This is a genomic window from Streptococcus anginosus (genome assembly GCF_001697145.1).
In the GTDB taxonomy this organism is placed as follows: domain Bacteria; phylum Bacillota; class Bacilli; order Lactobacillales; family Streptococcaceae; genus Streptococcus; species Streptococcus hominis.
Map to the genome: position 1 here is coordinate 103358 of NZ_CP012719.1, position 12953 is coordinate 116310.

Sequence of the window (12953 nt, forward strand, 5' to 3'; positions counted from 1 at the left end):
AGGAAGATTGTGAGTCAAGGAAAGATTATAAAAGTTTCGGGTCCTTTGGTAGTTGCCTCTGGGATGCAGGAAGCGAATATTCAGGATATTTGTCGTGTGGGCAATTTGGGCTTGATTGGGGAAATCATTGAGATGCGTCGAGATGAGGCCTCCATTCAAGTATATGAAGAAACCTCTGGGCTTGGACCAGGAGAGCCGGTGGAAACGACGGGGAGTCCGTTGTCGGTCGAATTAGGACCGGGGCTGATTTCGCAAATGTTTGACGGAATTCAGCGACCTTTGGCACGCTTTCAAACGGTGACGCAGAGTGATTTCCTGGTGCGCGGAGTGCAGCTGCCTCATCTGAATCGTGAGACCAAGTGGGACTTTGTGCCTTATCTGGAGATTGGAGCAGAGGTGACCGCTGGAGACATTCTGGGCACGGTTCAAGAAACCGAGCTGGTAGTCCACCGCATTCTAGTGCCGATTGGTGTCAGTGGTCGTGTGACTAAGATAGAAGCGGGGAGCTATACTGTCGATCAGCCTATCTATGAGATTGAGCAGGCAGACGGCTCCGTCTTTGTCGGCAGTCTCATGCAGAAGTGGCCGGTTCGTCGAGGTCGTCCCTTTGCTCAAAAGCTAATTCCAGAGGAGCCTTTGGTGACGGGTCAACGAGTGATTGATACCTTTTTCCCTGTGACCAAGGGCAGTGCGGCTGCTGTTCCAGGTCCTTTCGGTGCGGGAAAGACGGTCGTTCAGCATCAGGTTGCTAAGTTTGCCAATGTGGATATCGTGATTTATGTGGGTTGCGGTGAGCGGGGCAATGAAATGACCGATGTGCTCAATGAATTTCCAGAGCTGATTGATCCAACGACTGGTCAGTCTATCATGCAGCGAACTGTTCTGATTGCCAACACGTCCAATATGCCAGTTGCGGCGCGTGAAGCTTCTATCTATACAGGAATTACGATTGCTGAATACTTCCGAGATATGGGGTATTCTGTCGCTATCATGGCGGATTCGACTTCGCGTTGGGCAGAAGCACTTCGTGAAATGTCAGGGCGTTTGGAAGAAATGCCGGGCGACGAAGGCTATCCAGCCTATCTGGGCAGCCGTATTGCTGAATATTACGAACGAGCGGGTCGGGTTAAAACCTTAGGGAGTGACGAGCGTGAGGGAAGCATTACCGCAATCGGCGCTGTTTCCCCTCCGGGTGGAGATATTTCTGAGCCAGTCACGCAAAATACTCTACGGATTGTCAAAGTTTTCTGGGGCTTGGACGCTCAGTTGGCACAACGTCGCCATTTCCCTGCGATTAACTGGCTTAGCTCTTACTCGCTTTATCTAGACGAGGTGGGTCAATATATCGATCAGCATGAGCAGTTGGCTTGGTCGGAAAAAGTGACCAAGGCGATGAATGTTCTTCAAAAAGAGAGTGAGCTACAGGAAATCGTGCGGCTGGTTGGTCTGGATTCTCTGTCTGAAAGGGATCGTCTCACCATGAATACAGCAAAAATGATTCGTGAGGACTACCTGCAGCAGAATGCTTTTGACGAAGTGGATACCTACACTTCCTTTAAAAAACAAGTAGCTCTGCTCACTAATATTTTAACATTTGATGAGGAAGCCAATCGTGCCTTGAATTTAGGTGCCTACTTTACCGAAATCATGAACGGTACTGTGGAGCTGCGAGATCGAATTGCTCGCTCTAAATTTATCCCAGAAGAGCAGCTGGATGCAATTCGGAATTTGGATGCTGCTATTCGAGAAAACTTACATGATATTCTTGCCCAAGGAGGAGCAGACAATGAACGTGATTAAAGAATACCGTACCGTCAGCGAAGTTGTTGGTCCTTTGATGATTGTGGAGCAAGTTGAGGGTGTGCATTTTAATGAGCTGGTGGAAATCCAGCTCCATGATGGAACCAAGCGTCGGGGACAGGTCTTGGAAGTGCAGGAAGACAAGGCGATGGTGCAGCTGTTTGAAGGCTCCAGCGGTATCAATCTAGAAAAAGCCAAGGTTCGTTTTACTGGTCGACCGCTTGAATTGCCAGTGTCAGAAGATATGGTAGGACGAATTTTCAACGGTATGGGCAAGCCTATTGACGGGGGGCCTGACATTCTGCCTGAGAAATATCTAGATATTGACGGTCAAGCCATCAATCCAGTCGCGCGAGATTATCCCGATGAGTTTATCCAGACGGGGATTTCAGCTATTGATCACCTCAATACTTTAGTTCGAGGACAAAAATTGCCAGTTTTCTCTGGTTCAGGTCTGCCTCACAAGGAATTGGCTGCCCAGATTGCTCGTCAAGCTACGGTGCTCAATTCAGAAGAAAATTTTGCGGTGGTTTTTGCGGCTATGGGGATTACCTTTGAAGAAGCCGAATTTTTCATGAATGATTTGCGAGAGACGGGAGCTATTGATCGGTCTATCCTCTTCATCAACCTAGCCAATGATCCTGCTATTGAGCGGATTGCGACACCGCGGATTGCCCTGACTGCCGCTGAATATTTGGCTTATGAAAAAGACATGCACGTTCTCGTCATCATGACAGATATGACCAATTACTGCGAGGCCTTGCGTGAAGTATCTGCGGCTCGCCGAGAAGTGCCGGGGCGTCGAGGTTATCCGGGTTATCTCTATACTAATCTTTCCACTCTTTATGAGCGTGCGGGACGTTTGGTAGGGAAGAAAGGCTCGGTCACACAAATTCCAATTCTTACCATGCCTGAGGATGATATCACTCATCCCATTCCTGATTTGACCGGTTACATTACTGAGGGTCAGATTATCCTGTCGCGTGACCTTTACAATAGTGGTTATCGTCCACCGATTAATGTGTTACCGTCTCTTTCACGTCTCAAGGACAAAGGATCTGGCGAGGGAAAGACTCGGGGAGACCATGCAGCAACTATGAATCAGCTCTTTGCAGCTTATGCACAAGGCAAACAAGCCAAAGAATTAGCGGTTGTATTGGGAGAATCCGCCTTATCTGACACCGATAAGCTCTATGTTCAATTTACCGAGCGATTTGAAAAAGAGTACATCAATCAAGGTTTTTATACCAATCGAACGATTGAAGAAAGTCTGGATTTAGGCTGGGAATTGTTGTCTATTTTGCCACGGACAGAACTTAAGCGGATCAAGGACGACATGATTGATCAATATTTACCAGAAAGTAAACAGCAAGCCTAAGGAGGTGATCTGAATGGCTCGTTTAAATGTCAAACCAACCCGAATGGAGCTGAACAATCTAAAAGAGCGACTGAAAACAGCTACTCGCGGTCACAAACTCCTCAAGGATAAACGGGATGAACTGATGCGTCGTTTCATTGAGGCTGTTCGCGAGAACAATCACTTCCGCCAAAAAGTTGAATCAGCTCTGGTCGGCCACATGCAGGATTTTGTATTGGCAAAAGCCTTAGAAAGCGACCTCATGGTAGAAGAGATTTTTGCTGTTCCTATGCGAGAAGTCAACCTTCATATCGAACAGGAAAATATCATGAGTGTGCAGGTGCCAAAAATGCATGCTCATATTGACAATCCTTATGGTGATGACGAGGGAGATGTAGTTTATAGCTATGTGGCATCTAACAGCCAAATGGATGAGACGATTGAGGATATGGGCAACTTATTGCCCGACCTCCTGCGCTTAGCAGAAATTGAAAAGAGTTGCCAGCTGATGGCAGATGAGATTGAAAAGACCCGCCGTCGGGTCAATGGCTTAGAGTATGCAACCATTCCAGATCTCACAGAAACCATTCATTATATCGAAATGAAGCTAGAAGAAGCCGAACGCGCTAGTCTAGTAAGAGTAATGAAGGTGAAATAAACTACAAAATAATTAAAAAGAGTCCAGCGATAGAAGTTGACGAAATGTTTGATAAACATGTGAAGTCATCTTTGTTTGCCCGACTTTTTTTGTTCAGTTCAGCAAAAAGAAAAAGCGTTAAAAATTGCATTTACAACTTTTGATTCACATGCTCATGAGAAATATATAGAATAAGGAGATTTGGATAGATTATCTCAATTTAGTAAAGATAAACAGCTATTCCCTCTCACTTTTTCCATAAAAATGCGAGAATTTTCTGATAAATCATGTTATAATAAAGCAGACTACACGAAAGGGACGGAAATTCATGACTTTAGTTTATCAATCAACGCGTGACACAAACAATACGGTAACAGCCAGTCAGGCTATTTTGCAGGGGTTAGCAACGGACGGTGGTCTCTTTACGCCGATTTCTTATCCGCAGGTAGAATTGGACTTTGCCAAACTCAAAGACGCTTCCTATCAAGAAGTTGCAAAATTGATTTTATCTGCTTTTTTAGATGACTTTACAGATCAAGAGCTGGATGACTGCATTAACAATGCCTATGACAGAAAGTTTGACACACCAGAGATTGCTCCCTTGGTGAAACTGAATGGGCAATACAATTTGGAGCTTTTCCATGGTGCTACGATTGCTTTTAAGGATATGGCCTTGTCTATTCTCCCGCATTTGATGACAACAGCAGCGAAAAAGCATGACTTGAAAAATAAAATCGTCATTCTGACGGCAACTTCTGGTGATACCGGAAAAGCAGCTATGGCAGGCTTTGCGGATGTTCCGGGAACAGAAATTATCGTCTTTTATCCTAAAAACGGTGTCAGCAAGGTTCAGGAGTTGCAGATGACCACTCAGACCGGGAACAATACTCACGTGGTAGCTATTGAGGGTAATTTTGATGACGCCCAGACCAATGTTAAACGTATGTTTAATGATGCGAATTTTCGTGAGCGGCTGGCAGCGAACAAGTTGCAATTTTCTTCTGCTAACTCCATGAATATCGGGCGCTTGGTGCCACAGATTGTTTACTATGTCTATGCTTATGCACAGCTGGTTAAGACTGGTCAGATCGTAGCTGGTGATAAAATTAATTTCACAGTTCCGACGGGTAATTTTGGTAATATCTTGGCAGCCTACTATGCTAAACAAATTGGTCTTCCGGTCGGCAAGTTGATTTGTGCTTCTAATGAAAATAATGTCCTAACGGATTTCTTTAAGACACATGTTTATGACAAAAAGCGTAGCTTTAAGGTAACGTCTAGTCCGTCTATGGATATTTTAGTTTCTTCAAACTTAGAGCGCTTGATTTTCCACCTGTTAGGAAATAATGCAGAAAAGACAGCAGATTTGATGAAATCTCTCAATCAGCATGGTCAGTATGAGTTGACTGATTTTGACCCAGCTATTTTAGAACTCTTTGCGGCAGAATATGCCACGGAAGCCGAGACAACAGCTGAAATCAAACGAGTTTATGAAGTGTCTGATTACATTGAAGATCCGCACACAGCAGTCGCCTCAGCTGTTTATCAAAAATACCGGACAGCTACAGGTGATGAGACTACGACTGTTGTTGCTTCAACCGCCAGTCCTTATAAATTCCCAGTAGTGGTAGTCGAAGCTGTAATGGGACAAAGTGGTCTTAGTGATTTTGAAGCTTTAGTAAAACTCCACGAGATTTCAGGAGTTGCAGTGCCTTCTGCAGTTGCTAACCTAGAAACCGCACAAGTTCGCCATAAAACGACTGTTGCCGCTGACCAGATGCAGACAGCAGTAGAGAGTTATCTAGGGATTTAATTAAAGGTATTATCAACGCTCAGCTGGTCAGCCAACTGGGTGTTTTTATTTTGCAAAAGTATCTATGTGGTTAAGATGTTGTAAGCTTGGTGCAGAAAAGTGTATAATCAATCTTAGGAGTTTTTAATAGATGACCAATTACAAAAAGATTTTAAACATCGCTTTACCAGCTATGGCGGAAAATTTTCTGCAAATGTTAATGGGAATGGTGGATTCGTATTTAGTAGCGAGTCTCGGTCTCGTGGCTATTTCAGGGGTTTCCGTTGCAGGCAATATCATCAGCATTTACCAGGCCATTTTTATTGCGCTGGGAGCAGCGGTATCCAGTCTAATTTCTAAAAGTTTGGGAGAAGGAGATCGAGACAATCTAGCTTATCATACTAGCGAAGCCATTAAGCTCACCATGCTTGTGAGTATGTTTCTGGGGCTCCTCTCTCTTGTTTTTGGACGCCAGATATTAGCTTGGCTGGGAACGGAGCCTGCCGTCGCCAATGCAGGTGGTCTTTATCTAGCTTTAATCGGGGGAATGATTCTCCTTTTGGGTCTGATGACTACGCTAGGCTCCTTGATTCGGGCAACTAGCAACCCTCGCCTGCCTATGTATGTCAGTTTTTTGAGCAATCTGCTCAATGTCCTTTTTTCCAGTCTTGCGATTTTTATTTTTCACATGGGAATCGTTGGAGTGGCACTGGGTACCATTTTAGCTCGTCTGGTGGGCGTTTTGATTTTATGGAAAGAATTGTCTCTGCCTCTGGCATCTTGGAGTTGGAAGCTGGACTGGGAACTGTTGCGTTTATCTCTGCCAGCTGCTGGAGAGCGGCTGATGATGCGCGCTGGGGACGTGGTGATTATTGCCATTATCGTTAAGTTCGGGACAGATGCCGTTGCGGGAAATGCTATTGGAGAGGTTCTGACACAGTTCAACTATATGCCGAGCTTTGGAGTCGCTACCGCAACGGTTATGTTGGTGGCTCACGCGGTGGGACAGGCGGATTTTCAGACAGTTAGGAAGCTGACGAAGCAGACCTACTGGCTATCTCTAGGGCTCATGTTACCGGTGGCTTTACTTATTTTTGCGCTGGGTCAACCACTAACACATCTTTATACAAAGGACAGTAGCGCTGTGACAGCTAGCTTGTCGGTCATTCTTTTTTCACTTTTGGGTGTGCCTATGACAGCAGGAACAGTCATTTACACAGCTGTTTGGCAAGGATTGGGAAATGCCAAGTTACCTTTTTGTGCCACGACTGTTGGTATGTGGCTGATTCGCATTGTAGCGGGCTATTTTCTGGGAGTAACTCTGGGATTGGGCTTGTCCGGAGTTTGGAGCGCCACTCTTTTGGACAATGGCTTTCGCTGGATCTTTTTACAAATCATCTATCAACGGAAAATGAGGAAAATAACATGACAAAAGCTTTTATTTGGGATTTGGACGGAACCTTGCTGGACTCTTATGATGCGATTTTGGCAGGGCTTGAGGAAACCTATATGTACTATGGCTTAGATTTTGACAGACCAGCTATCCATGCTTATATCTTGCAGCATTCTGTTCAGAAACTACTGGAAAAAGTTGCAGCAGAAAAAGGTTTAGATGCTGAAGAGATGAACTGTTTTCGAGGTCAAAGTTTGCAAGAGAAAAATGCTCAAGTTCGTCTTATGAAAGGTGCGAAAGCGATTCTTGATTGGGCGCAGAAAGCAGATATTCAGCAGTTTGTCTATACTCATAAAGGGAAAAATGCTTACCAAATTTTGGCGGATTTAGAGATTTTGGATTATTTCACAGAAATTGTGACTACTGCAAATGGATTCGCAAGAAAACCTGACCCAGAAGGTGTGAACTACCTTGTAGAGAAATACCAGCTGGATAAGACAAGCACTTACTATATCGGCGATCGGACGTTGGATGTAGATGTTGCCTTTAACAGTGGTATTCAATCAATCAATTTCTGCGATGATCGACCAAACATTAATCACAAAATCGACTATTTACTAGAGATTAAACAGATAATCCGTTAAAGAAAGGCAAAATATTTGCTTTTCTTTTTATTGTGTTTTATAATTGACTTATCAATAATTGACTAGTCAATCAAAACCGGAAAGGAGAAAATATGGTTGCCATTCATCATCTGCTGTATCAATTACATTTAACCGATCAAGCTATCACGCAACTCTTTGAGCAAAAATTAGAAATTAGCTTAACGCGGTACGAGATCTTGAACTTTTTATTGGACAATGCTCCATGCAGTCAAGTTGCTGTGCAAGAGGTCTTAAAAATCGATCCCGCAGCATTGACCCGACATTTCAAGCTCTTAGAAGAACGCGGTTATGTCCAACGGAGCCGCAATCCCAAAAATCAACGAGAAGTTTTAGTGGATGTTACGAATGTTGCAAAAGAGCAGCTTCTGCACGAGCCACAGACCTATCATGTAGATGTCAAAAAGCAAATGGAAAAAGTTCTCTCGGATGATGAGCAAAGGACGCTGAGCACTTTATTAGAAAAACTTGTATCTGGCTTAGATCAGATTACTGTAGAAAAACATTAGAAAGAAGAAATGTATGTCACTCATTACTACGATATTAGCAACAATTGTCGCACTGGAACACCTCTATATTTTTTATCTAGAAAGTATCGCTACCCAGTCAGACAGCACCAGCCGAGTCTTTAATATGAAAAAGGAAGAATTATCTCGCCCGTCCGTCACATCTTTGTTTAAAAATCAAGGGATTTACAATGCCTTTTTAGCTCTTTTCCTGCTATATGGCTTGTATATTTCACATAATTTAGAAATGGTGACCATTTTTGTTTTATTTGTCATTGGAGTTGCAGCTTATGGCGCTGTAACGGCTAATAAGAAAATCATCTTGACCCAAGGGGGCCCTGCGATTTTAGCTATTCTAAGCATTTTATTGTTTAAATAGCACCAAATATTAACCATTATAAAAATATAAATTAACCACCGTTAATAGTTTGTGCTATAATATACAGTAGAAATATTCTACAATAGAAAGAATGATAGAAATGTCAGATAAAAAGGTTTCTTTAAGTGAAGTTAACCAAAGCATTGCAACGCCTAAAAACGCTGGTTTCTTTCGTACTTTATTAGCTTTTTCAGGGCCGGGAATGTTGGTTGCCGTTGGTTATATGGATCCGGGAAATTGGATTACAAGTGTTGTAGGTGGTGCCACCTATCGTTATTTGCTCTTATCAGCTGTCTTGGTTTCTTCTGTAATGGCTATGCAGTTACAACAAATGGCGGGAAAATTAGGAATTGTCACTAGGATGGATTTGGCACAAGCCATTGCGGCTCATACGTCAAAGCCAGTTCGCTATCTCCTTTGGGTCATTACAGAGCTGGCCTTAATGGCAACGGACTTGGCAGAAGTCATCGGTGCAGGGATTGCGCTTCATTTACTATTTGGTTGGTCTTTGCTATTTTCGATTCTGATTACAGTTTTTGATGTTTTCTTGTTGCTTTTTTTGATGAAATTAGGCTTTCGTAAGATTGAAGCAATTGTTGGAACGCTGATTTTAACTATTTTATTGATTTTCTTATATCTGGTGATCCTTGCAAAACCCGATCTTCATCATATTTTATCGGGATATTTGCCAAATCTGGCAGCTTATCAACATACGGCTAGTAAAAATGGAACGTCCGTTTTGACCTTAGCACTAGGCATTGTGGGGGCAACGGTCATGCCACACAATCTGTATTTGCACTCTTCTATCGCGCAAACGCGAAAAGTTAATTACAGAGCCAAACAATCCGTGCATGAAGCAGTACGATTTATGACGTGGGACTCGAATATTCAATTGAGTTTGGCTTTTGTGGTTAATTCTTTGCTGTTGATTTTAGGGGCAGCATTATTCTTTGGACATGCGGATAAAATTGGTGCTTTTTCTGCAATGTACAATGCCTTAAAAGACCCTCAAATTGCTGGTGCTATTGCTAGTCCTATCCTCTCAACGCTCTTTGCAGTGGCTTTGTTAGCGAGTGGTCAAAACTCAACTATTACAGGAACTTTAACGGGACAAATTGTGATGGAAGGTTTCTTAAATATGAAGTTACCACCGTGGTTTCTCCGCTTGGTAACCCGCTTATTAGCTCTTTTGCCAGTTGTGATTGTTGCTATTTTATACGGAGACAAAGAACAAGTGCTAGACAATCTTTTGGTCTATTCCCAAGTCTTTCTTTCTGTCGCTTTGCCATTTTCAATCTTTCCACTCGTATATTTCACCTCTAATAAAAAGCTCATGGGCGAATTTGTCAACAGCAAATGGAATACCTACTTAGCTTATGCCGTTTCTATTTTATTAACTATTTTGAATGTAAAACTTGTGGTTGATCTTTTTTAAAAATTTGTCTATCAGTTCAATTTTCTCTAGAATAAATGGCTTAAAAGCGCTATAATGAAAGTGGAAAGAGTCTCATATACGGAGGTGTCAAGATGGACGAATTGAAAAAAGTTTTGCTGGCAGGTATTGGATTGACTTCCATGACTTATGATAAAGCTACCAAATTTGTCAAAGAATTGATTGCCAAAGGTCGCTTGACGGTGGATGAAGGCAAGCAGCTTCAGTCAGAGCTAAAGCGCAAAGTAAATGAAAAAACGGCTGAAAGTCCAGAGGAGCAATCAGATGATGTATATGCTACCAAGCAAGATATTGAGCGACTAGAAGATAAACTAGATCAGCTACTCAAAGGACTTTCAAAAACAGAAGAATAATCTTCCTGATAACGCAGTCACAACTTTATAAAGGCTGCGTTTTTTGCTAAACTAAAAGTAGGATTTGAAAGAAAAATTGATGATGACAAACAGAATGAGGATAACCTTATGGCAAACAAACGCTTACGAGAGATTCTAACAGCCTTTAGTGCAGTCGGCTGGTCCAATCTGAAAGATCGAAAAAAACCACTGGATGAGAAAAAGGCTCCCAAGCAATTGCGAGAAGCTTTTGAACAACTAGGACCCAGTTTTGTAAAAATCGGTCAAATTTTATCTACCCGTAGTGACTTATTGCCAGAAATCTATATTAAGGAATTAAGTAAGCTGCAAGATGATGTCAATCCTTTGGACAAAGAGACGGTTATGGCTGCGATTGAAGATGAGTTAAAGCGTCCGATTGAGCAACTCTTTTCAGATGTTTCACAAGAGCATTTAGCGAGCGCTTCCGTGGCACAAACTCACCGTGCTGTTTTGTTAAATGGCGATGAAGTCGTACTGAAAATTCAGCGTCCGCACATTCAAGAGCAAATTACAGAAGACCTTGCTCTTCTGGTTCGTTTAGCCCGTCATTTTCCCAAACACCTATTGCCAATGGTGGATTTGCCAAATATTTTGCAACAGTTGCAAACCACTCTTTTGAACGAAATTGACTTTCGCAACGAAGCTAAGTACATGGATGAGTTCGCCCAATATAATCAAGAGATTCCTTGTGTGGGAGTTCCTAAGATTTATCCAGAATTTACTACTCCACACTTGATTGTCGAGGAATATATTCCTGGCGTTCGGATTAACCAATATGCTATTTTACAAGAAGCTGGCTATGACTTGGAAGATATTGGTCAGAAGCTCATGCTGAGCTTTATCAAGCAAGTCTTTAAAGACGGATTCTTTCATGGTGATCCACATCCAGGCAATCTTTTGATCTATGAAGGAAAGATTTATTTTATTGATTTTGGAATTATGGGGGAATTGGAAACAGGTTTTCGTGTGTCTCTAAACGACATGTTGTCTAGCTTTACGACACAGGATATTGACTCGATGACGCAGGCTATTTTAACCATTACGACTGCTAGTGAACCAATCAATAAATTGCAATTAGAGCAAGATGTTGAACGCATGCTAACCAAATACGGGAATTTAGAGTTAGGCTCCTTGTCTATTACAGATATGTTTGAGGATGTAGTAACGATTTGTACGCGTCATCATTTGCAAGTACCATCCCAGATGACGATCTTAGAAAAAGCAGCCTTGCAAATTGAGGGACTTTTTCGCGAGTTAGCTCCTAACATCAATCTGATGACCTTAGCCAAGCAATATTTCCTCGAAAATATGAAATCAGACATCTTGCACCAGACTTTGAGTTACGATTCTTTCTTAATCGAACTGCTCTATTTGCTGCGACATGGGAAAAGCATTCCAAGACGGCTCCACCAGCTAGTGGAGCAGATTGTGAATGGTCGCTTGGTCGTCAATCATGACTTAATTGACTACAATCAACGCTTTCGTCGTATCGAATCCGTAGCCAATCGTCTTGTACTAAGCCTTGTCTTTCTGGCTTTATTATTGACAGGTGGGATTTTAACCCTCAATCCAGATACGCTATTCTTAGCAAAATTTCTTTTTGTCTTAGCGACAATGGTATTGCTGTGGTTACTCTATCTCATCATTCGCTCCACAAGATGAGAAGACAAAAAAGAGCGCGACAAGTTGAATTTTTGAAAATCACAACTTATCTCGTTCCTACAATCTTAAAATAGCACATTAGAAATTAGACATTAGCATCTTGAAAGTTGAATTATCTTGTTTGAGGCTGAACAACAGTTCTCTGGTTTCAAAGCTCTTTGTCTACTAAATCAACTACAACTTGCGAAGCAAAGTACTTCTTCATTCATTTTTCAAGCTCGGAAGAGCTGTGGAGTGAGACTGTGAACTAAGAATTTTCAATATTAGTTCGGTCTCACTCCTTTTCTTTATCTTCCAAACTATTTGTAACGATTAGTTTGTCATTAGAAGAAGCTTGCTTGAAACGAACATAGTCCGTTAAAGGGAAATGAATCAAATTTAAAAAAGTCTCGGAAAACTGCTCAGGCGGTGTGGGTTCAGGTTGGGTAATCCAAATTTCAATAAAGATGAGAATACCTCCAACAAGAACCTGCGATGCCTTTTCTTTTGGAATGTTTAATTTTTGATAATCAATCGTAATGTGCTGCTCAATCCATTGACCATACGTATTTCTTAAAAAATCTCTCCAATAGGGATCTGCTGCTGTCTTAAAGAGACAACTGATTTGCCTTCGGTGGGTGTATAAGATAGGAATAACCACTTCTGCAAAAAAGACAAAAGGATCAGGATAAACTTTCTTATCATAACCTTGAAAAATCAGTTGAAATTCAGCATCAAGCTCTTTATGAATATAATCTAGAATTTCATAATTTCCATTAAAATGGCGTTTGTAAATCGCTTGTCTTGAGATTCCTGCTTTTTGCGCAATTTCTGCTAAAGAAAAATGCGATTTCTGAGGATTTTCCATTGCAAGTTCAAAAAAAGCTTCTAAAATCTTCTCTCTTGTATTAAGTACCATCTTACTCTCTCCTTATACATATTTTAATGTAAAAAATATA

12 protein-coding genes are annotated in these 12953 nt (G+C 41.9%); 11 read left to right on the forward strand and 1 reads right to left on the reverse strand.

All coding sequences use genetic code 11. The annotated features are described in order from the left end of the window. Positions 1–9 precede the first annotated feature (9 nt). The 11 genes from SanJ4206_RS00570 (at position 10) to SanJ4206_RS00620 (ending at position 12015) form a co-directional block, all read left to right on the forward strand. Positions 10–1800: a V-type ATP synthase subunit A gene (locus SanJ4206_RS00570; protein WP_003028573.1), complete on the forward strand. Its 1791-nt coding sequence runs from the start codon at positions 10–12 to the stop codon at positions 1798–1800. Next, positions 1787–3178, forward strand: coding sequence for a V-type ATP synthase subunit B (locus SanJ4206_RS00575; protein ID WP_003028574.1), 1392 nt, complete (start codon positions 1787–1789; stop codon positions 3176–3178). The genes SanJ4206_RS00570 and SanJ4206_RS00575 overlap by 14 nt, the downstream gene beginning before the upstream one ends. Before the next feature lie 13 nt (positions 3179–3191). After that, positions 3192–3815 (forward strand): V-type ATP synthase subunit D, encoded by a 624-nt coding sequence (locus SanJ4206_RS00580; protein WP_003028575.1) that lies wholly within the window; start codon positions 3192–3194, stop codon positions 3813–3815. A 307-nt stretch (positions 3816–4122) separates the two neighbouring features. Further along, positions 4123–5607, forward strand: coding sequence for a threonine synthase (thrC, locus tag SanJ4206_RS00585; protein ID WP_003028581.1), 1485 nt, complete (start codon positions 4123–4125; stop codon positions 5605–5607). A gap of 130 nt (positions 5608–5737) precedes the next feature. Continuing rightward, the gene (locus tag SanJ4206_RS00590; protein WP_003028583.1) at positions 5738–7015 is read left to right on the forward strand and encodes an MATE family efflux transporter; all 1278 of its coding nucleotides are present in this window, start codon (positions 5738–5740) and stop codon (positions 7013–7015) included. Continuing rightward, complete coding sequence (locus SanJ4206_RS00595) at positions 7012–7623, forward strand: HAD-IA family hydrolase (RefSeq protein WP_003028584.1); 612 nt, start codon at positions 7012–7014, stop codon at positions 7621–7623. The genes SanJ4206_RS00590 and SanJ4206_RS00595 overlap by 4 nt, the downstream gene beginning before the upstream one ends. 92 nt (positions 7624–7715) lie before the next feature. Continuing rightward, on the forward strand, positions 7716–8150 hold the full coding sequence (locus SanJ4206_RS00600) for a MarR family winged helix-turn-helix transcriptional regulator (protein WP_003028586.1): 435 nt from the start codon (positions 7716–7718) through the stop codon (positions 8148–8150). Between the two features lie 13 nt (positions 8151–8163). Then, on the forward strand, positions 8164–8526 hold the full coding sequence (locus SanJ4206_RS00605) for a DUF1304 domain-containing protein (protein WP_003028587.1): 363 nt from the start codon (positions 8164–8166) through the stop codon (positions 8524–8526). A gap of 100 nt (positions 8527–8626) precedes the next feature. Beyond that, on the forward strand, positions 8627–9961 hold the full coding sequence (locus SanJ4206_RS00610; RefSeq protein ID WP_022525232.1) for an Nramp family divalent metal transporter: 1335 nt from the start codon (positions 8627–8629) through the stop codon (positions 9959–9961). Between the two features lie 92 nt (positions 9962–10053). Further along, a complete protein-coding gene (locus SanJ4206_RS00615) occupies positions 10054–10332 on the forward strand; it encodes a phasin family protein (RefSeq protein WP_003028590.1) in 279 nt (92 codons plus the stop codon). 108 nt (positions 10333–10440) lie between these two features. After that, the gene (locus SanJ4206_RS00620) at positions 10441–12015 is read left to right on the forward strand and encodes an ABC1 kinase family protein (protein ID WP_003028591.1); all 1575 of its coding nucleotides are present in this window, start codon (positions 10441–10443) and stop codon (positions 12013–12015) included. 274 nt (positions 12016–12289) lie between these two features. Here SanJ4206_RS00620 and SanJ4206_RS00625 read toward each other — a convergent pair whose 3' ends face one another. After that, a complete protein-coding gene (locus SanJ4206_RS00625) occupies positions 12290–12913 on the reverse strand; it encodes a TetR/AcrR family transcriptional regulator (protein ID WP_003028592.1) in 624 nt (207 codons plus the stop codon). Positions 12914–12953 lie beyond the last annotated feature (40 nt).